Origin of the sequence: Sulfitobacter sabulilitoris (assembly GCF_005887615.1) — a bacterium.
Taxonomy (GTDB): domain Bacteria; phylum Pseudomonadota; class Alphaproteobacteria; order Rhodobacterales; family Rhodobacteraceae; genus Sulfitobacter_E; species Sulfitobacter_E sabulilitoris.
Window position 1 is genome coordinate 1,420,476 of the sequence record NZ_VANS01000001.1, and the last position, 18,782, is coordinate 1,439,257.

Consider the following 18,782-nt stretch of genomic DNA (forward strand, 5'->3'; position numbering starts at 1 on the left):
ATACCGCCGCCGGAGGCATAGAATCTCTCTCCCGCCGCTTCAACCAAAGAGATCGCTCCGAGGCTTGGGCGGCGCCATTCCAAGGTGGGACCACGCCTTCTGGGCCAGCATCCGCCCCCGCGGCGTCCGCTGGATCAGCCCCTGCTGCAACAGATACGGCTCGATCACCTCTTCCAGCGCGTCGCGCGCCTCCGACAGGGCCGCGCTCAGCGTTTCGATTCCGACCGGGCCGCCCTGGTAATTCTCCGCGATCAACCGCAGATACCGCCGGTCGGCCCCATCGAGGCCCAGGTGATCGACCCCCAGCCGCGTCAGCGCCATGTCCGCCAGCGCCTGCGTCACCCGCCCGTCGCCTTCGACCACCGCGAAATCCACCACGCGGCGCAGCAGTCGCCCCGCGATGCGCGGTGTGCCGCGCGCACGCCGCGCGATCTCGCGCGCGCCGCCCTCATCGGCGGGCGCGCCCAGCTTGCGGGCATTTCTGTCCACGATGATGAAAAGCTCGTCCTCGGTGTAGAACTGCAACCGCGTGGGAATGCCGAAGCGGTCGCGCAGCGGCGTGGTCAGCAAGCCCATGCGCGTCGTCGCCCCCACCAGCGTGAAGGGTTGCAATTCGATCCGCACGGTGCGCGCGGCCGGTCCCTCGCCGATCACCAGATCCAGCTCGAAATCCTCCAGAGCGGGATAAAGCACCTCCTCCACCGCCGGGTTGAGGCGATGGATCTCGTCGATGAACAGCACATCGCGCGAGTCCAGGTTGGTCAGGATCGCCGCCAGGTCGCCGGCCTTGGCCAGCACCGGGCCCGACGTCATGCGGAAATTCACGCCCAGTTCGCGTGCCATGATCTGCGCCAGCGTCGTCTTGCCCAATCCGGGCGGGCCATGGAACAGCGTGTGATCCATCGCCTCCCCGCGCTGGCGGGCGGACTGGATGAACACCTTGAGGTTCGCCCGTGCCTCGGCCTGGCCGACGAATTCGTCGAGCATCTGCGGACGCAGCGCACGGTCGTTGTCCTCGGGCAAGGGTGCGGCGCGCAGGGTGGGATCAGCTTCGGTCATCATGGCTCCTCGCGCCGTGGGTCGCCCCCGACCTTATCCTTTCGGCGCCAGCAGTTTCAACGCCGCGCGGATCAGTGTCGGGGTGTCGGCGTCCGGCGCGTCGCCCGCGGCCTGCGCCACCGCGCCCGCGGCGTCGCCGGGGCCGTAGCCCAGGTTCGACAAGGCCGACAGCGCCTCCGACTGGGCCGAGGCGTTGGGACTGGCGGATGCGGCGGGGGTGGCCGTGGGCATCTCGATCACCTCGTTCGCCGCCTCGGCCAGCGCATCGCCGCCGGCCTGTGCGAGCGTTCCGCCCATCGCCATCACGCCCGGCGCCTTGTCCTTGAGGTCGAGCACGACGCGCTGCGCGATCTTGGGGCCGACGCCCTTGGCCGCCTTGACCGCGTTCCAGTCGCCCAGCGCTATCGCGCGGCTGACGCCATCGGGGCCCAGCGCCCCCAGAATGGCCAGCGATGCCTTGGCGCCTATGCCCTGAACGCTTGTCAGCAGGCGGTGCCATTCCTTTTCCGCCAGCGTGAGAAAGCCGAAAAGCTGCATCAGATCCTCGCGCACCACCAGGTCGGTGTAGAGCGCCGTCACCTCGCCCACGCCGGGCAACGCGGCCAGCGTGCGGTCCGAGCAATAGACCAGGTATCCGACACCGCGCACGTCGATCAGCACGTGATCGGGCGCGCGGTACTCGATCCGCCCTGTAATCTTGCCGATCATGCGCGCGCACGCTCGACCGCGGCGGCGAAACTGCTCGCCCCGCCGTGATGGGCGTGGCAGATCGCGATGGCCAGCGCGTCGGCGGCATCCGGACCGTTCAGCTCAACTCCCGGCAATTGCAGGCGCACCATGTACTGCACCTGCACCTTGTCGGCGTGGCCCGCGCCCACGACGGTCTTTTTCACCGTGTTGGGAGAATATTCGCCCACCGGCAGCCCGGCCTGCGCCGGGACCAGCATCGCGATGCCGCGCGCCTGCCCAAGCTTCAGCGTGCCCGCCCCGTCCTTGTTGACAAAGGTCTGTTCGACGGCCGCGGCCTGCGGGCGGTAGCGCGCGATCACCGCGCTCAATTGGCTGTGCAGCGACAAGAGCCGCATCGCGAGGTCCGAGCCGTCGGACACGCAGGTGCCGTTGGCGACATGGCTGAGCTTGCTGCCCGCAACGTCGATCACGCCCCAGCCCGTGTTCTTGAGCCCCGGATCAATGCCTATCACCCGTATCATCCGCCCCCGCCCTTCATGTTTCTTGTCATCTTTTGGATGCACTAGCACGAAAGGCGAACATCCGCCAAGCGTTTGTCGTCCGGCCCTTTATGCCGCGATGCAGCATAAGCGTTGGAAAATACGACTGAAAACGCCATTTCAACGTCTGTTTCCGACAATGTGTGGGCGGATTTATCGTTTCTTAACGGTGCGTTAAGCAATCCGCGGACCTATGCAGGACAAGCATGGCAAACATGCAGTAATGGACATTGTGCGGCGCAGGTTTCCTGCCTATCTGCCTGCAACAAGACACCGGCCAAGCCGGTCAACCCCTATGAGAAGGACGGCTTTCATGGCTGCTTTTGACACAACCCGCACCACGTATGCTTCCGCCGGCATCGCAAACCGCATCACAAGCCTCGTTTCAGCCAGCGTTGCCGCTCTCGTCGCATGGAATGACGCACGCGTCACCCGCAACGCCCTGTCGGCGCTGAGCGACCGCGAACTTGAAGACATCGGCCTGTGCCGTGGCGACATCGATTCCGTTGCCGAAGGGTCGATGCTGTCCTGAACCTTGCAGGACCGCTTTTGGCGCGTCCGGGGCCCTGACAGCACCGGACATCAAAAAAGCCGCGTATCCCCTGTGGGAAACGCGGCTTTTTTCCATTCCAGGTGCCGGTCTGACCGGTGACGTGCCCGCCAGTGACCAAACGACCGGGCGCGTTCGCCCTGTGGCCGACGGCAATCAGCGCAGCACAGCATGGCAATTAGCACGGCATGGGGATCAGCGCAGGATGGGGCCGATGAATTCGGCCATGCCCTTGGTGATTGCATCGATCTGCATGATCCATGCTCCGCCCTGTTCAACGACAGTGCCTTTCTCGAGCGTCGCCAGGCGGTGGTTGTAGGTCACCGGCCCCATCGACGCGAGCATGAAGCCCTTGAACATGAAAAAGCCGACGAACAGCATGATGACCGTGCGCGCCGGAAAGTGAAACCGGAGCCGCCGCGGCTCTACCACGATCAGGCCGTCGCCACGGATGCGTGTGGAGTACCCGCGCGACATGGCCCGGTGCTTGCGGCCCAGGGTTCTCAGGCGGCGATCGAATTGGAGATGCGTCTCAACCATGGAAACCTCCGAATGAATCTGGCCCCCACCAGTTCGGACAACAATATCCGTTCAGATTGTGGCAAAATCTGGGCAACTGCCTCAAATACCGCTAAAACACCGCTAAATTACGGCTTTTTCTGCAAGGTCAGCGTGGTCCAGTCAACAATCTCCTCGCGGTGCACCAGACTGATGCCGGAGCGTGCATAAACCGCGATCACCTCGTCCGCCTGTTCGTTCAAGATGCCGGAAAGAATCGCATGACCTCCCGGTTGCAGATTCGCCGCCATGTCGGGGGCCAGCGCCACAAGCGGCCCTTTCAGGATGTTGGCAAAGATCAGATCGAAGGGCGCCGCCGCGGCCAGGTCGGGATGGTCAAAGCCCGCCGCCTCGACGCAGGCAACCCGGCCCTCGAGGTCGTTCGCGGTCACGTTGGCGCGGGCCACGTCCACCGCGACCTCGTCGATATCGCTGGCCAGCACCCTGTCGGGCCAGAGTCGCGCCGCCGCCATCGCCAGAACGGCCGTGCCGCAGCCGATGTCGACCACGCGGCGCCCCGTGACCCCCGCCGTCGCCAGCCGGTCCAGCGCGCGCAGACAGCCCAGCGTGGTGCCGTGGTGGCCCGTGCCAAAGGCCATCTGGGCTTCGATCAGCAGCGGCTCGGCCCCGGCAGGCACCCTGTCGGCATCATGGCTGCCATAGACAAAGAAGCGCCCCGCAGCGACGGGTGACAATTCGCGCCGCACATGCGCGACCCAATCCGTTTCCGGCAATTCCGACACGGTGAAAGGCTTCGCGCCAAAGGCCGCCGCCAGCAGGCTCAGCGCCGCCTGATCGGGCGTTTCGGTGAAATAGCCCCCCACTTCCCAAAGGCCCGATCCGTCCTCGACCTCGAACACGCCGATGCCGGTCGGTTCCGGCTCAAGGCGCTCCATGGCCTCGCCCAGCGCCTCGGCTTGGGATTTTCCGGGCAGGGTGGTGAGGGCGGTAAATGTGGGCATCATCGTCTCCGGTATCTGTCTGGGTTCGGGTATGGGGCGCTTGGACGCACGTCAAGGGGCGCGGGCACCGTGCGACCGACCGCGCCGACAAAGCGCCAGCCCCAAAGCGCCGCCAGCGCGCCGACGATCACGCCCGCCAGCGCCTGCCCATAGATCACGCCCGGCGCCCCGAACAGCCCGGCCAGCGCAAGCGCCGCGGGCCAGCTGACCACGCCGTCCTTGACCCAGTTGACGAGCGTCGACCGCCCCGGCCGCCCAAGATTGTTGAACGCCGCGTTCGACACGAAAAGCGCGCCCACGCAGACAAAACCGCCGACCCCCACATGGGTGAACGCGCGCAGCACCTCCGCCCCCTGCCCCGTCATGCCGAAGACCCGGATCACGAAGGGCGTCGCCGCCACCAGCAGCACCCATGTCACCAGCGTATAGACCGCGCAAAACAGCAGCGCGTCGCGGTAGGTGCTGCGCAGCCGGTCGTACTGCCGCGCGCCGAAATTCTGACCGAAGATGCCGCCGATCGCCCCCGAAAGCGCGAAAATTCCACCGAAGGCGACCACGGTCAGACGCCCCACCACGGCCCAAGCCGCGACGGCATCGTCGCCGAACGGCGCCATCACGACCGTCAGCAGGTAGTTGCCCGCGGGCGTCGCCATCTGTGTCGAAATCGCGGGCACGGCCACCGCCATGTATGGCCGCCAGACGACACGCAGTTGCGGCCATGCGGGCCGTGCGATCAACCCGTGCTGATGCCCCGCGAACAGCAGCGCAAGCGCCATCAGCATGACGCGAAACACCACCAGCCCGATCGCCGCCCCATCCAGCCCCCATCCCATCCAGACGATCAGCACCGGGTCCAGCACCATCAGCACAACGCCGGAGATCAGGGTGACATACATTGCCTTGGCGCCCAGCCCCTCGGCCCTGAGCGCACCCGACGCCACCAGCGCCACCGCCATCACCACCAGTGACGGCATCGTCAGCAGCAGATACCGCGCGGCCAGCGCCGCCGCGTCGCCCGTGGCCCCGGCGATCCCGACCAACTCGTGCCGCCACAGCACGACAAGCGCCGCCACGACCGCCTGGATGGCGGCGGCGATCACGATCCCCGCTCCCGCCTGGTGGCGCGCCGCCTCACGGTCGCCCGCGCCGATACTGCGCGACACCATCGCGGTCGCGGCGATCATCAGCCCGACGCCGATGGACACCGAAAAGAACTGGATCGCAAAGGCAAAGCCGACGGCCGCCACCAGCGTCGGATCGCCCAGCTGCGAAATCCACAGCAACCCCGCCGCATCAACCAGAAAGACAAAGGTGATCCCCATCGCCCCCGTGGCGGTCATTCGCACCACATGCCCCATCGTAGACCCGGTCAGAAAGCGGCCGGCGCTCACCGCGCTATTCCGCCGGCGCGGCGCGCAGGGTGGCGAATATCGTCTCGTTGCCCGGTTCGGGATGACGCGGGATCATCATCGACAGCATCAGCGACACCGCCGCCATGCCCGCCGCCAGAAAGAACACCGCCGCAGGTGACGCCAGCCACAACAGCCCCAGCAGCACCGGCAGGAAGACCGCAGCGATATGATTGATGGTAAAGGCGACGGCGGCCGTGGGGGCGATATCGCCCGGGTCGGCGATCTTCTGGAAATAGGTCTTGAGCGCGAGCGCCAGCGCGAAAAAGATGTGATCGATCACGTAGAGCGTCGCCGCCACGACGACGCCCCAGCCAAGGTAATAGACGCCGCCGTAACTCAGGAACACGATGATCAGCCCGACATATTCGACCCCAAGCGCGCGGCGTTCGCCAAAGACCCCCACCAGGCGCCCCAAAAGCGGTGCCAGAACCATGTTGGCGATCAGGTTGATCAGGTACAAAAGCGTGATCTCATGCACCTCGAAGCCGAAGCGCTCCACCATCATGAACCCCGCGAACACCACGAAGATCTGCCGCCGCGCGCCGGACATGAATTGCAACGCGTAATACAGCCAGTAGCGGCGGCGCAGGATCATCTTCTTGATCTGCGGATTGGGGGCCTCGAACTGCGGATAGGCCAGCATCGCAAACAGCGCGATCGCCACGGTGATCCCGCCGCCCGCCATGTAGACGGTGTTGTAGGACAGACCCAGGGTCTCCCACAGCGCCATGATCGCCAGGTAGGCCACCAGCGTCGCCCCCGACCCCGCCGCCAGCAGCCAGCCCAGCATCTGCGGCGCCTCGGCCTTGGTCAGCCACTGCAACTGCAACGACTGGTTGACCGTCTCGTAATAATGAAACCCGATGGAACTCAGCATGGTGATGGTCAGGATGCCGGCCATCGACGGAAACCACGCGGTGACCGCCGTCGCCGCCCCCAGCAACACCAGCGACACCAGCCCCAGCACCTGTTCGCGCACGACCATGATGATCGCGATCACGCCGACGGCCAGGAACCCCGGAATTTCGCGCACCGTATGCAGCAGCCCGATATCCGACCCGTCGAACTGCGCCGCGTCGATCACGAAATTATTCAGCAACGCCGACCAGGTGTTGAAGGCAATCGGCATCCCCAGGGCCATCAGGAACAAAAGCGCCACGGGCCGCCGCCAGAACGGCAGCGTCTTGGCGGCGGCAAGGGGGACGAGGGCAACCATGCAAAAGCCTTAGGCCGAAACCGACGCCTTGGCGAGCCGCAAAAAACGCAATCCAGCCCTGCGGTCGTGCACCGACGTCCCGCGTCTTTGGGTCGGAAATACTCCCGCCGGAGGCACGGCCTCGCCCTCGGGCGAGGCAAACACATGTCGCTAATAGAAACTTTGCGGATCGATATCCACCGCCAGCCGCAGATCGCCCTTCACCCGAACCTGGCCGATCCAGCGCGCCAGCGCGTCCTGCAGGGGCGCGGCCTTGTCCGCCTTGACAAGCAGCCGCACCCGGTGACGGCCGCGCACCCGCGCGATCGGCGCCGGTGCGGGGCCGAACACCTGTGCCCCGATGGCGCGCAACGGGCCGTCCTGCCGCGCCAGCATATTGCCGGTATCGAACGCCAGCGCCGCGTCCGGCGCGCTCAGGATGATGCCGGCCATGCGGCCATAGGGCGGCACGCCCGCCTGGCTGCGCTCCTTGGCCTCGGCGCTCCAGAACCCCTCCTCGTCACCCGCCAGGATCGACCGGATCACCGGATGATCGGGCTGGTAGGTCTGCAACAGGGCCGTGCCGGGCTTGTCGGCGCGGCCCGCCCGCCCCGCCACCTGCCGCATCAGCTGGAACGTCCGTTCGGCGGCGCGCAGGTCGGAGCCCTGCAACCCCAGATCGGCGTCGATCACGCCCACAAGTGTCAGCTTGGGAAAATTGTGCCCCTTGGCCACAAGCTGGGTGCCGATGATGATGTCGGCGGCGCCCTGCGCGATGCCCTCGATCTCGGCCTTCAGCGCGCGGGCCGACCCGTACAAATCCGAACTCAGCGTGGCGATGCGCGCCTGCGGGAACAGCCGCGCCGCCTCTTCTCCCAGCCGCTCGACCCCCGGCCCCACCGGCGCCAGCTTGCCCTCGGCGGCGCAGGACGGGCAGGCCTCGGGCATGGGTTTGCTTTCGCCGCACTGGTGGCAGACAAGCCGCTTGAGAAAGCGATGCTCGACCATCCGCGCGTCGCAGTGATCGCAGCCGATCTGGTGCCCACAGGCCCGGCACAGCGTGATCGGCGCATAGCCGCGCCGGTTGATGAACAGCATCGACTGCTCGCCCAGTTCCAGCCGCCGGTCGACCTCGGCCTTCAGCGTCGGCGACACCCAGGCATCGCTGGGCAGGCCTTCGGTCCGCATGTCGATGGCGCGCATCTGGGGCATCACCGCCGGGCCAAAGCGCGACGTCAGCTCGAGCCGGGTGTATTTGCCGGCCTGCGCATTGGCCCAGCTTTCCAGGCTGGGTGTGGCGCTGGCCAGCACCACGTGGCTGCCCGCGATCGACGCGCGCAGCACCGCCATGTCACGCGCATTGTAAAGCACCCCCTCCTCCTGCTTGTAGGACGTGTCATGTTCCTCATCCACCACGATCAGCCCGAGGTTCTGGAACGGCAGAAACAGCGCCGAGCGCGCGCCGATGACCAGTTGCGCCTGCCCCTGGCCCACCATGCGCCAGATGCGGCGGCGTTCGGTCATCGTTGCGCCGGAATGCCATTCGGCGGGCTTGGCGCCGAACCGCTCCACCACCCGCGTCAGGAATTCCGCCGTCAGCGCGATCTCGGGCAGCAGCACAAGCGCCTGCCGCCCCGCCGCCAGCGCCGCCGCCACGGCCTCGAGGTACACTTCGGTCTTGCCCGATCCGGTCACCCCGCGCAGCAGGGTCGTGCCATAGCTCTGCGTGCCCACCGCCGCCGCCAGTTGCGCCGCCCCCGCCGCCTGATCCGGCGTCAGGTCCTTGCCTGGCAACGACGGATCCAGCCGCGCGAAAGGCAGATCGCGCGGGCTGTCCTCCTCGGCCACCGCGCCCTGCTCCACCAGCCCCTTGACGACCGACGGCGTCACCCCCGCCATCTCGGCCAGTTCCCTGAGCGTGAACGACAGATCGCCGTAACCCGCCAGCGTCTCCAACACCCGCGCGCGGGCATCGGTCAGGCGGCGTGGCTCACCCGTGCCCCGGCGGTAGATCTTGCGCATGGACGGCGGATCGCCCAGCCCCGGCGCGCGGGTGGCCAGACGCAGCATCGCGGGCATCGGCGTCAGGGTGTAATCCGCCGCGCGGCGCAGGAAATCGCGCAGTTCCTCGCGCATCGGGGCCGCATCCAGAACCCGGATCACGCTGCGGATCCTGGCGCGGTCATAGTCGCCCTTGCCGGGCCCCCAGACCACGCCCAGCACCTTGCGCGGACCCAGCGGCACCTCGACGAAGGCACCCAGATGACAGCCGCCTTCGGGTGCCTTGTAATCCAGCGCCCGGTCCAGCGGTTGCGTGGTCAGCACGGCGACCAGATCGCCCTCATCGTAAAACTGCGGGGTGCTCACCAAATGCTCCGGTGTCTGTCTTGGGTTTTCTAGGCTTTCAGCATCGCAGATCATGCGCTAAAGCCAAGCACAAGGCCAGACGATCCGGCCACGTCATCCACGCGCTGCTGCGGCGCGTCCAACCCCAAGAGGACTGCCCCATGAAATTCTTTGTCGATACCGCCGAGATTGATGCGATTGCCGAACTGAACGACCTTGGGATGGTTGATGGGGTCACCACCAACCCCTCGCTGATCCTCAAGTCGGGGCGTGACATCGTCGAGGTGACAAAGGAGATCTGCGAGCTGGTCACAGGCCCCGTAAGCGCCGAAGTGGTCGCGCTCGACGCCGAGGCGATGATCGCCGAGGGCCGCCGCCTGGCAGAGATCGCCGAGAATATCGCCGTCAAGCTGCCGCTGACCTGGGACGGGCTCAAGGCCTGCAAGGTGCTGTCGGAAGAAGGCAAGATGGTCAACGTGACGCTGTGCTTTTCGGCCAATCAGGCGCTTTTGGCGGCCAAGGCCGGGGCCACCTTCATCAGCCCCTTCATCGGGCGTCTCGATGACATCAACCTTGATGGCATGGAGTTGATCGAAGATATCCGCACCATCTACGACAACTACGGCTTCGACACGCAGATCCTTGCCGCATCGATCCGCAGCGTGAACCACGTGACCGACGCCGCCCGCGTGGGCGCCGACGTGATGACCGCCCCGCCGGAGGTCATCAAGAAGCTGGCCAGCCACCCGCTGACCGACAAGGGGCTTGAGCAGTTCATGGCCGATTGGGCCAAGACCGGCCAGCAGATCATCTGACCGCGGCCAATTCCGTCAGGACCCGGCCGCGCCGGTCCTGACGCAGCCGCGCAACAGGACGCGGATCGCTACGATTTTAGCGAAATACAGGGCAGATTTGGCGGCGACCGCATGCTATACACCCCAAAATAAACATGAGACCGGCATGAGCAGCAATCCCAAGATCGAAGATACCCTGCGCGAAGCGATCATTTCGCAGCCGGACGTCATTCTGGACGACAAGGATGTGATGCGCGCCCTGATCGCCGCCAATGAAAAGGCGATGGGTGGCAATATCGTCGATCTGCGCGGCATCGCGATGGAACGGCTGGAGACGCGGCTGGACCGGCTGGAGGATACGCACCGCAGCGTGATCGCGGCCGCCTATGAGAACCTTGCCGGGACCAACCAGATCCACCGCGCCATCCTGCGCATGCTCGACCCGGTCGAGTTCGAGACCTTCCTGCGTGACCTGGGCGGCGAAGTCGCGGACATCCTGCGGGTCGACGCGGTCAAGCTGGTGCTGGAATCGGTGCAGAACGACAACGATCCGGCGGTACAGCGGCTGGGCGATGTCTTGTCGGTGGCCGAGCCGGGGTTCATCAACGACTACCTGACACAGGGTCGCGGCGGCACCGTGCGCCAGGTCACCCTGCGGCAAGTGCAAGACGGGGCGGAGGCGATCTATGGCGGGTCCGCCGACTGGGTCCGCTCGGAGGCCTGCCTGAAGCTCGATTTCGGGCCAAAGCGCCTGCCCGGCCTGCTGGTCATGGGCGCCGAGGACCCACATATGTTCAGCCCGCAACAGGGCACCGACCTTCTGACCTTTTTCACCGGCGTGTTCGAGCGCGTGATGCGCCGCTGGCTGTCGTGACCCTGATCAGCCCTGCGGCACGCGATGCGCTGCAAGGCTGGCTGGCGTATCAGCGCGCGCTCAAGGGGGCGGCCGAAAACACGCTGACCGCCTACCAGGGCGATGTCGTCGAATTTCTGAGCTTCATCACCGGCCACAAGGGCGCGCCGCAAGGGCTGGGCGCGCTGGAGCAGATCAGCGTCACGGATATGCGCGCGTGGATGGCGCAGGCGCGGGCGGGCGGTATCGGCGCGCGGTCGCTGGCGCGCAAGCTGTCGGCGGTCAAGGCGTTCTATCGCTGGCTGTCGGACCGGCAGGGGTTCGAGCCGACTGCCGTGCTGTCCACCCGCAGCCCAAAATTCCAGCGCAAGCTGCCGCGTCCGCTGGCCGTCGATGCCGCCCGCGACATGATCGATACCGTCGAACTGCAATCGCAAAGCCCCTGGGTCGCTGCCCGCGATGCCGCTGTGCTGACCCTGCTGTGGGGCTGCGGGCTGCGCATCTCGGAGGCCTTGGCGCTCAAGGGTGCGGATGCACCATTGCCGGACACGCTGCGGATCACCGGCAAGGGCGGCAAGCAGCGCATCGTGCCGGTTCTGGCGGCCGCGCGCGATGCGGTGGCGCGCTATCTGCACCTCTGCCCGCACCCCGGCGCCCCCGCCGCGCCGCTGTTTCGCGGTGTGCGCGGCGGCGCGCTGTCGCCCCGCGCGATTCAGGCGGTGATGGCGCGCGCGCGGCTGCAACTGGGCCTGCCGGCCAGCGCCACGCCGCATGCCATGCGCCACAGCTTTGCCACGCATCTGCTGAACGCGGGCGGCGACCTGCGCGCCATCCAGGAGCTTTTGGGCCACGCGTCGCTGTCCACGACGCAGGCCTATACCGCCGTCGATACCGCGCGCCTTCTCGAAGTGTATACCCGCGCCCACCCCAAAGCGTGATGGCATCGCGCCACACCTCGCCCCCGACATCCCATGCCCGGCGATTTCTTTTTGCATCCCGTGCAAAGCTGCGCCATGAAGCGCCCATGACCATTCAGATGCGCGCCTTGCTCGTTCACCTTCTTACCGCCACCGGCGCCGTTTTTGCCATGCTGGCGATGCTGGCGGCGGTCGATGCCGAATGGGATCTGATGTTCCTGTGGCTCATGGTGGCCTTTGCCGTCGATGGCGTCGATGGGCCGCTGGCGCGCAAATACGACGTCGGAGCCAACGCGCCCGAATTCGATGGCGTGTTGCTGGACCTGATCATCGACTACCTGACCTATGTCTTCATCCCCGCCTTTGCCCTGTTCAAATCCGGCCTGATGGATGGCTGGACCGGCTGGTTCGCGATCATCGTCATCACCTTTGCCAGCGCGATGTATTTCGCCGACACCCGGATGAAGACCAAGGACAACTCCTTTTCCGGCTTTCCGGGCTGCTGGAACATGGTCGTGCTGGTGATCTTCGCGCTCGAACCGAACTTCTGGGTCAGCCTCGCACTCGTCACCGCCTTGGCCGTGGCAATGTTTCTGCCGCTGAAATTCGTGCATCCCGTGCGCACCGAACGCTGGCGCGCGGTGACCCTGCCCGCCGCCCTTGCCTGGACGATCTTTGCGGGCTGGGCCGCCTGGGGCAACTTCCACCCCGACAGCTGGGCGCATATGGGGCTGATCGTGACCTCGGTCTACCTGGTTTTTGCCGGTGTCGCGCAGCAGATCATTCCCATCCGCGGCGGCTAGATCCGGGTCAGGACGACGCCTCCCACGATCAATACCGCGGCTGCGCCCTTGACCGCGTCCATCCGTTCGCCGAAGGCCAGCCAGCCGATCGTCACGGCAAACAGGATCGACGTCTCGCGCAATGCCGCGACCAGCGCGATGGGCGCCTGCGTCATCGCCCAGACCGCGATGGCATAGGCCCCGTAGGACGCCGCCGCCGCAAGACCGCCATAGCACCAGTCGCGCAGGCTTGCCCCGGTCAGCGCGCGCCCCTTGAGCGCAATGGCGATCGGCGTGAAAAGCACCGCATCGAAGACGAAAAGCCACGCCACATAGGCCGTCGCATTGCCCGACACCCGCGCGCCCATCCCATCGACCAGCGAATACCCCGCCGTCATCGCGGCCGAGCCCAGCGCCAGCGGAATGAGGCGCCGATCCTCGCGGCGGGCCAGTGCGCCGGCGGCCATCATCGCGATGCCCACGCCCAAAAGCAGGACGCCGAGGTATTCAAAGGTTGTGATCTGGTCCGCCAGGATCACCGCCCCCACGCCCAGAACCAGCATCGGCGCCGCCCCCCGCGCGATGGGATAGACCCGGCTCAGATCGCCATTCTCGTAGGCGAAGGCGAGAAACAGCTTGTAGCCCGAGTGGAACACGCCCGAGGCCAGCAGCCAGAGCCAGACTTCGCCTTCGGGCAAGGGCTGCGTGCAGAGGATCAGACCGCCCACTCCGCCTTGCACCAGCGTCATGATCAGCATGCCGCGCATCTTGGCGACCCCGCTCTTGATCACGGCATTCCACATCGCGTGCAGCAAGGCGGCGCCCAAGACGGAGAAAAAGACGAAAAGGCTCATGCGTCTGGGTGACGCAGATGGCCGCAGCGGTCAATCGCATGGCGGGTCAGATCAGCAAACCCGCCGCCCCTTCGTGGCGCAAAAGCGCCACTTTGGTTTCGATCCCGCCCGCGCCGGAAAACCCGGTCAGCCCCTTGGCGCCCATCACGCGGTGACAGGGGATCACGATCGGGATGGGGTTGCCGCCGCAGGCCTGCCCGACCGCCTGTGCGGGCACGCCCAGATCGCGCGCGATGTCGCCATAGGTCCGGGTATGGCCAAAGGGGATCGCCAGGATCGCGGCACAGACATCGCGTTGCAGCGCGCTGCCCGCGACACGCAGCGGCAGGTCGAATTTTATGCGCACGCCCGCGTCGTATTCCGCCAGTTGAAGGGCCGCGCGGGCCAGCAGTGGCGTGTCATCCTGCTGTGCAGCCCTGCCCCAACGCAACGCGGTGATCGCGCCGTCTTCTTCGGTCAGGGTCAGATCGCCAAATCGCGTTGAAACGCTACACTGTGCCATAAGGCGATATTTGCAGGCAAAGCGCCCGCCGCGCAATCCGATTGCTGCGCAATGGGCCGCGGCCAGGGCGGGGCGCGGGCGCCCCGCCTTTATCGTTGGCGATCACGACATCGCGCTGTCGCAGCGCCCGCAGACGCCCGGGTGCGCATGAGTGCCCACATCGGGCAGCACCTTCCAGCAGCGCGCGCATTTCTCGCCGCTCGCCTTGGCGAACACCACCGCCACGCCCGGTGTCTCCGGCAGGCGGTAGGCCTCCGGGGGCGCGGGCGCATCGCTCACCGTGATCTGCGAGGTGATGCAGATATCCTCGAACGGCAGCGCCATGAGCGCCGCGCGCAGGTCCGCATCCTCCACATGGACAACCGGGGCCGCCTCCAGCGAAGCACCGATGACCTTGTCGACCCGCGCCACCTCGAGCGCCGCGGTCACCACGCGCCGCGCCGCCCGCACGCCGGCCCATTTCGCCGCCAGATCGGGCGCGCGCCAGGCCTCGGGGGTCTCGGGGATATCCACCAGATGCACCGAGCTGTCCTCGCCCGGGAACCGCTCCAGCCAGACTTCCTCCATCGTGAAGGTCAGCACCGGCGCCAGCCAGGTCGTCAGCCGGTGGAACAGCAGGTCCAGCACCGTACGCGCCGCGCGGCGTTGCACCGTATCGCCATCGCAATACAGCGCATCCTTGCGCACGTCGAAGTAGAACGCGCTCAGATCGACGGTGGCAAAGGTAAAGACCGCCTGGAACACGCCCTGGAAATCGTATCTGGCATAGCCCTCGCGCACGGTGCGATCCAACTCCGCCAGCCGGTGCAGGACCCAGCGCTCAAGCTCCGGCATATCGGCAGGGTCCATGCGGTCCGCCTCGCTGAAATCATTCAGCGACCCCAGCATGTAGCGCATCGTGTTGCGCAAACGGCGATAGCCGTCGGCCACACCCTTGAGGATCTCCGGCCCGATCCGCTGGTCGATGGTGAAATCGGTCTGCGCCACCCAAAGCCGCAGGATGTCGGCACCGTATTGCTGCACGATCTTGTCCGGCGCGATGATGTTGCCGACGGATTTGGACATCTTCATGCCCTTCTCGTCCAGCGTGAAACCATGCGTCAGAACCCCCCTGTAGGGCGCATGACCGATCGTGCCGCACGCTTGCAGCATCGACGAATGAAACCAGCCGCGATGCTGGTCCGTACCCTCCAGGTACAGATCCGCCATGCCGTCCTCGGATCCGTCCTCGCGGTCGCGCAGGGTAAAGGCGTGGGTCGAACCGCTGTCGAACCACACATCGAGGATGTCCATCACCTGGTCATAGGCGTCCACATCGACGATCCCGCTCAGGAACCGCTCCTTCGCGCCATCCTTGTACCACGCATCCGCGCCCTCGGCCTCGAACACCTCGACGATGCGGGCGTTGACCTCGGCGTTGCGCAGCAGGAAATCGTCGTCCGACGGCTTGGCGCCCACCTTGGTAAAGCAGGTCAGCGGCACGCCCCAGGCACGCTGGCGCGACAACACCCAGTCGGGCCGCGCCTCGATCATCGAATACAGCCGGTTGCGCCCGGTGCGCGGGGTCCACGTGACCAACTCGTCGATCGACCGCAGCGCGCGCTCGCGGATCGTGGTGCCATAGTCGTCCTGACCGTCGCCCACGGGCCGGTCGATGGCGGCGAACCACTGGGGCCGGTTCAGGCGGATCACCGGTGCCTTCGACCGCCAGCTATGCGCGTCCGAGATGGTGATGCGCTTCATCGCGATCAGCGCGTCCAACGCCTTCAGCTTTTCGATCACGGCCTTGCTGGCGCCGCCGGGCTTGCCGTTTTCCTTGATCACCCGCTCACCGCCAAAGAACGGCAAATCGTCGCGAAAGGAACTGTCGTCGAGAATGTTGAACGTCATCTCGAGCCCATGCTTGAGCCCGATCTGGTAGTCGTCGTCGCCATGACTGGGCGCCGTGTGCACAAAGCCCGTGCCCGCGTCGTCGGTGACGTGATCGCCGGGGAACAGGCGCACGGCGAAATCCCATTCGCCATCCGCGCCCTCGGCCCCGGCAAGCGGATGCGCGCAGGTCACGCCCGCCAATTCCTCCGCACTCACGTCGCGCAATCGGCTCACGCCCGCCATCCCGACGCGCGCCTGATCGAAGACACCCTCGGCCAGCGCATCGGCAACCAGCAGTGTTTCACCGACCTTGGCCCAGCATTCATCAGGCGTCTTCTGCACCTCAAAAAGACCATAAGAGATCCCCGGCCCAAAGCAGATCGCGCGGTTCTGCGGGATCGTCCAGGGCGTCGTCGTCCAGATCAGCACAGTAGCATCCGCCAGATCGCCAGCCGCCTCGCGCACCGGAAACCGCACCCAGATCGCATCGGTCTGGCGATCGTGATACTCCACCTCCGCCTCGGCCAGTGCGGTCTTTTCCACCGGCGACCACATCACCGGCTTGGATCCCTGGTACAGCACCCCGTTCATCAGGAACTTCTGGAACTCCTCGGCGATCACCCGCTCGGCGTGGAAATCCATCGTCAGATACGGCCGGTCCCAGCAGCCGGTGATCCCCAGCCGCTTGAATTCCTCGCGCTGGATATCGACCCAGCCTTCGGCGAACTTGCGGCATTCCTGCCGGAAATCGACAATGCTGACCGCGTCCTTGTCCTGCCCCTTGGCACGGTATTGCTCCTCGATCTTCCATTCGATCGGCAAACCGTGACAATCCCAGCCGGGGATATAGCGCGCGTCGCGGCCCATCATCTGGTGGCTGCGCACCACCATGTCCTTGAGGATCTTGTTCAGCGCGTGCCCGATGTGCAGATGTCCGTTGGCGTAGGGCGGGCCGTCATGCAGGGTAAAGGGCGTGCGCCCCTCTTTCTCGCGCAGCCGCTCGTAAACGCCGATCCGCTCCCACCGCGCCAGCCACTCGGGCTCGCGCTTGGGCAGGCCCGCGCGCATCGGAAAATCGGTCTTTGGCAGGTTCAGCGTGGATTTGTAATCAAGCGTCTGGCTCGTATCGGTCGTATCGGCGCACATGCGGGGCGTCCTTCGGATGGGGTCGTATGAAAGGGAAATGCGGTCGGTGCGAGCGGCTCAAACACCTTGGCCCGGCGTCTGGTGGTCAGAGCGCCGGGGATATAATTCGAATGATGATCGCGACTGCGCGTGTCATGCCAGCGCTTATAAGCACGCCCCCCCGACACGGCAAGACCCCGTTCCGCTTCCAAATGGACGAAAATACCGCGGGGGGTCTGGGGGGCTGGCCCCCCATTCCGCCCGGCCCGGCAGGCGATGCACCGCCGCGGTGATATCCGCCCCGCGGCGCTCGCCTGCACCGTCGTTGTCAGGGTTTCGACCCGCCGAACAGCCCGGTCAGGCTGCGCTTGATGATGTCGCGCACCTTCGGTCGCGCGGCGCGCACAAATGGCAGCGGGCGGCACACCTCGATCGCGGCCACGCCCACGCGCGCCGTCAGCGCCCCATTGACCAGCCCCTCGCCGAAACGGCGGCTCAACTTGCCGATGATCGACCCGCCAAGGATCGGCTCGAGCATGTCGTCACCCACGGCCACCGCGCCGGTCGCGACAAGATGCGACAGCACCGCGCGGGTCAGCCGCCAACTGCCGAAAAAACCGGACCGGCCGCCATAGACCTCCGCGATGCGCCGGATCATCCGCAAATTCGCGGTCAGCGCCGCGGCCACATCCGCCAGCGCCAGCGGCACCAGCGCCGTCACCGTGGCCACCTGACGGGCCGCCGCCTCGACCTCGCGGCGCGCGGCCTGGTCCAGCGGGCCCAGAACCTCGACCTCCGCCAATCCCAGCAGACCCGAGGCGTCCAGCTGATCGCCCCGCAGATCGGCCAGCCGGTCGCGGCCCCAGCGGGTGTCCTCGCGCCCCTTGTAAAGCGCGACCAGACGGTCCGTCACCGCACGCGCGGCCCCCAGGTCATCGCGCGCCAGTGCATCGCCCGCATCATGGCGCAGCCCGTCCAGACGCCCAAGCCGGCCAAAGGCCGCCAATTCGCGCAGTCCAAGCGCCGCGAGCAGCAGCAGAACCGCCGCGATCAACCCCGTCACAACGGCGCCCAGCAGCGGATTGCGCGCCAAAAGCCCGGTCACGAAATCCCAGGCCGCAATCGCCACAACCGCGCCCACCAGCGCCGTCAGCGCCGCCCAGAACCACCGGACCAGCGGCGAGGCACGGCGCGCGGCCAGCGTTGCGGCCACCTGCATCGCCTGGCCGCGCGGCACGGTCCCGTCCGAATCGGGCACCGGCGGCGCCTCGGCCACGGTCTGACGCTGCGGCGCCGTGTCATCGAGATCGATCAAAACCGGGCCCTTGGCCATCAGATGTCCTTTCGCGCCCATTCAAAGCGGATGTCGGGCAGGCGCGCGTCGTTGCCCGCCCCATCGGTGCGCGCGACCTCGGCAAACCCGGCGCGGGCGTAGAACCGCGCGGCCCGGGCGTTGGCCTGGTAACTCCACAGGCCCAGCCGGTCGCAGGCGGTCTTGGCCTGCGACAACAACGCGCGCCCGATGCCCAGCCCCTGCGCGCCCGGGGCAAGGTACAGGGCATGGATTTCGGTGCGGGCCCGCGCCATGAAGCCTACGATCTCGGGGCCTTGCCGCGCGACATGGACCCATCCGGCGTCGATCATGTCCCCCGCGAACATCACCTCTTCGGCGCGGCTGTGTATCCGCGGCAGCCATGGCAACGCGTCATTGGCACAAGACAGCACATCGCCCACGGCCCCCGCGTCAAGAGGTCGCGCAGGCAAGATCCGGA

18 protein-coding genes are annotated in these 18,782 nt (G+C 66.5%); 5 read left to right on the top strand and 13 right to left on the bottom strand.

Features of this window, described 5'->3' with window-relative positions:
* Positions 1-39 precede the first annotated feature (39 nt).
* The 3 genes from ruvB to ruvC are packed head-to-tail and all read right to left on the bottom strand — an operon-like array spanning position 40 to position 2,270.
* Complete coding sequence (ruvB, locus tag FDT80_RS06750) at positions 40-1,059, bottom strand: Holliday junction branch migration DNA helicase RuvB (protein WP_138661812.1); 1,020 nt, start codon at positions 1,057-1,059, stop codon at positions 40-42.
* Between the two features lie 33 nt (positions 1,060-1,092).
* On the bottom strand, positions 1,093-1,767 hold the full coding sequence (gene ruvA / locus FDT80_RS06755) for a Holliday junction branch migration protein RuvA (protein WP_138661423.1): 675 nt from the start codon (positions 1,765-1,767) through the stop codon (positions 1,093-1,095).
* Positions 1,764-2,270, bottom strand: a complete 507-nt coding sequence (gene ruvC / locus FDT80_RS06760; protein ID WP_138661424.1) for a crossover junction endodeoxyribonuclease RuvC — start codon at positions 2,268-2,270, stop codon at positions 1,764-1,766. The genes ruvA and ruvC overlap by 4 nt, the downstream gene beginning before the upstream one ends.
* A 331-nt stretch (positions 2,271-2,601) precedes the next feature.
* Here ruvC and FDT80_RS06765 point away from each other — a divergent pair, with 331 nt between their 5' ends.
* A complete protein-coding gene (locus FDT80_RS06765; protein ID WP_138661425.1) occupies positions 2,602-2,820 on the top strand; it encodes a DUF1127 domain-containing protein in 219 nt (72 codons plus the stop codon).
* A gap of 213 nt (positions 2,821-3,033) precedes the next feature.
* Here the strand turns inward: FDT80_RS06765 and FDT80_RS06770 are convergent, their stop codons facing one another.
* The 5 genes from FDT80_RS06770 to FDT80_RS06790 all read right to left on the bottom strand — a co-directional run bounded on the left by FDT80_RS06770 (position 3,034) and on the right by FDT80_RS06790 (position 9,332).
* Positions 3,034-3,378, bottom strand: a complete 345-nt coding sequence (locus FDT80_RS06770; RefSeq protein WP_138661426.1) for a hypothetical protein — start codon at positions 3,376-3,378, stop codon at positions 3,034-3,036.
* A gap of 107 nt (positions 3,379-3,485) precedes the next feature.
* On the bottom strand, positions 3,486-4,358 hold the full coding sequence (locus tag FDT80_RS06775) for a 50S ribosomal protein L11 methyltransferase (RefSeq protein WP_138661813.1): 873 nt from the start codon (positions 4,356-4,358) through the stop codon (positions 3,486-3,488).
* Entirely contained in the window at positions 4,358-5,749 is a 1,392-nt protein-coding gene (locus tag FDT80_RS06780) for an MATE family efflux transporter (protein ID WP_246039883.1), read from the bottom strand. The genes FDT80_RS06775 and FDT80_RS06780 overlap by 1 nt, the downstream gene beginning before the upstream one ends.
* A 4-nt stretch (positions 5,750-5,753) precedes the next feature.
* A complete protein-coding gene (locus FDT80_RS06785; protein WP_138661427.1) occupies positions 5,754-6,986 on the bottom strand; it encodes an MFS transporter in 1,233 nt (410 codons plus the stop codon).
* A 150-nt stretch (positions 6,987-7,136) separates the two neighbouring features.
* Complete coding sequence (locus FDT80_RS06790) at positions 7,137-9,332, bottom strand: primosomal protein N' (RefSeq protein ID WP_138661428.1); 2,196 nt, start codon at positions 9,330-9,332, stop codon at positions 7,137-7,139.
* Between the two features lie 140 nt (positions 9,333-9,472).
* Between FDT80_RS06790 and fsa the strand changes: the two genes are divergently transcribed.
* The 4 genes from fsa to FDT80_RS06810 all read left to right on the top strand — a co-directional run bounded on the left by fsa (position 9,473) and on the right by FDT80_RS06810 (position 12,678).
* Positions 9,473-10,126, top strand: a complete 654-nt coding sequence (fsa, locus tag FDT80_RS06795; protein WP_138661429.1) for a fructose-6-phosphate aldolase — start codon at positions 9,473-9,475, stop codon at positions 10,124-10,126.
* 145 nt (positions 10,127-10,271) lie between these two features.
* Positions 10,272-10,979, top strand: coding sequence for a DUF484 family protein (locus FDT80_RS06800; protein WP_138661430.1), 708 nt, complete (start codon positions 10,272-10,274; stop codon positions 10,977-10,979).
* The gene (locus FDT80_RS06805) at positions 10,976-11,896 is read left to right on the top strand and encodes a tyrosine recombinase XerC (RefSeq protein ID WP_138661431.1); all 921 of its coding nucleotides are present in this window, start codon (positions 10,976-10,978) and stop codon (positions 11,894-11,896) included. The genes FDT80_RS06800 and FDT80_RS06805 overlap by 4 nt, the downstream gene beginning before the upstream one ends.
* Positions 11,897-11,982: 86 nt before the next feature.
* Positions 11,983-12,678, top strand: coding sequence for a CDP-alcohol phosphatidyltransferase family protein (locus FDT80_RS06810; protein WP_138661432.1), 696 nt, complete (start codon positions 11,983-11,985; stop codon positions 12,676-12,678).
* Here the strand turns inward: FDT80_RS06810 and FDT80_RS06815 are convergent.
* The 5 genes from FDT80_RS06815 to FDT80_RS06835 form a co-directional block, all read right to left on the bottom strand.
* A complete protein-coding gene (locus tag FDT80_RS06815; RefSeq protein WP_138661433.1) occupies positions 12,675-13,511 on the bottom strand; it encodes a DMT family transporter in 837 nt (278 codons plus the stop codon). The two genes, FDT80_RS06810 and FDT80_RS06815, sit on opposite strands and share 4 nt — an antisense overlap.
* A 46-nt stretch (positions 13,512-13,557) precedes the next feature.
* Entirely contained in the window at positions 13,558-14,013 is a 456-nt protein-coding gene (locus FDT80_RS06820) for a methylated-DNA--[protein]-cysteine S-methyltransferase (protein WP_138661434.1), read from the bottom strand.
* 102 nt (positions 14,014-14,115) lie between these two features.
* Complete coding sequence (gene ileS / locus FDT80_RS06825; protein ID WP_138661435.1) at positions 14,116-17,031, bottom strand: isoleucine--tRNA ligase; 2,916 nt, start codon at positions 17,029-17,031, stop codon at positions 14,116-14,118.
* Between the two features lie 307 nt (positions 17,032-17,338).
* Positions 17,339-18,343 (bottom strand): YcjF family protein, encoded by a 1,005-nt coding sequence (locus tag FDT80_RS06830; RefSeq protein WP_138661436.1) that lies wholly within the window; start codon positions 18,341-18,343, stop codon positions 17,339-17,341.
* On the bottom strand, positions 18,343-18,774 hold the full coding sequence (locus FDT80_RS06835; RefSeq protein WP_425471968.1) for a GNAT family N-acetyltransferase: 432 nt from the start codon (positions 18,772-18,774) through the stop codon (positions 18,343-18,345). The genes FDT80_RS06830 and FDT80_RS06835 overlap by 1 nt, the downstream gene beginning before the upstream one ends.
* Between the last annotated feature and the right edge of the window lie 8 nt (positions 18,775-18,782).

What these genes read in the sequence shown, in the direction of transcription:
- ruvA (WP_138661423.1), bottom strand. Translation starts at nt 1,767, where the DNA reads ATGATCGGCAAGATTACAGGGCGGATCGAGTACCGCGCGCCCGATCAC.
- ruvB (WP_138661812.1), bottom strand. Translation starts at nt 1,059, where the DNA reads ATGACCGAAGCTGATCCCACCCTGCGCGCCGCACCCTTGCCCGAGGAC.
- FDT80_RS06800 (WP_138661430.1), top strand. Translation starts at nt 10,272, where the DNA reads ATGAGCAGCAATCCCAAGATCGAAGATACCCTGCGCGAAGCGATCATT.
- FDT80_RS06775 (WP_138661813.1), bottom strand. Translation starts at nt 4,358, where the DNA reads ATGCCCACATTTACCGCCCTCACCACCCTGCCCGGAAAATCCCAAGCC.
- FDT80_RS06770 (WP_138661426.1), bottom strand. Translation starts at nt 3,378, where the DNA reads ATGGTTGAGACGCATCTCCAATTCGATCGCCGCCTGAGAACCCTGGGC.
- fsa (WP_138661429.1), top strand. Translation starts at nt 9,473, where the DNA reads ATGAAATTCTTTGTCGATACCGCCGAGATTGATGCGATTGCCGAACTG.
- FDT80_RS06785 (WP_138661427.1), bottom strand. Translation starts at nt 6,986, where the DNA reads ATGGTTGCCCTCGTCCCCCTTGCCGCCGCCAAGACGCTGCCGTTCTGG.
- ileS (WP_138661435.1), bottom strand. Translation starts at nt 17,031, where the DNA reads ATGTGCGCCGATACGACCGATACGAGCCAGACGCTTGATTACAAATCC.
- FDT80_RS06765 (WP_138661425.1), top strand. Translation starts at nt 2,602, where the DNA reads ATGGCTGCTTTTGACACAACCCGCACCACGTATGCTTCCGCCGGCATC.
- FDT80_RS06830 (WP_138661436.1), bottom strand. Translation starts at nt 18,343, where the DNA reads ATGGCCAAGGGCCCGGTTTTGATCGATCTCGATGACACGGCGCCGCAG.
- FDT80_RS06815 (WP_138661433.1), bottom strand. Translation starts at nt 13,511, where the DNA reads ATGAGCCTTTTCGTCTTTTTCTCCGTCTTGGGCGCCGCCTTGCTGCAC.
- FDT80_RS06820 (WP_138661434.1), bottom strand. Translation starts at nt 14,013, where the DNA reads ATGGCACAGTGTAGCGTTTCAACGCGATTTGGCGATCTGACCCTGACC.
- FDT80_RS06810 (WP_138661432.1), top strand. Translation starts at nt 11,983, where the DNA reads ATGACCATTCAGATGCGCGCCTTGCTCGTTCACCTTCTTACCGCCACC.
- ruvC (WP_138661424.1), bottom strand. Translation starts at nt 2,270, where the DNA reads ATGATACGGGTGATAGGCATTGATCCGGGGCTCAAGAACACGGGCTGG.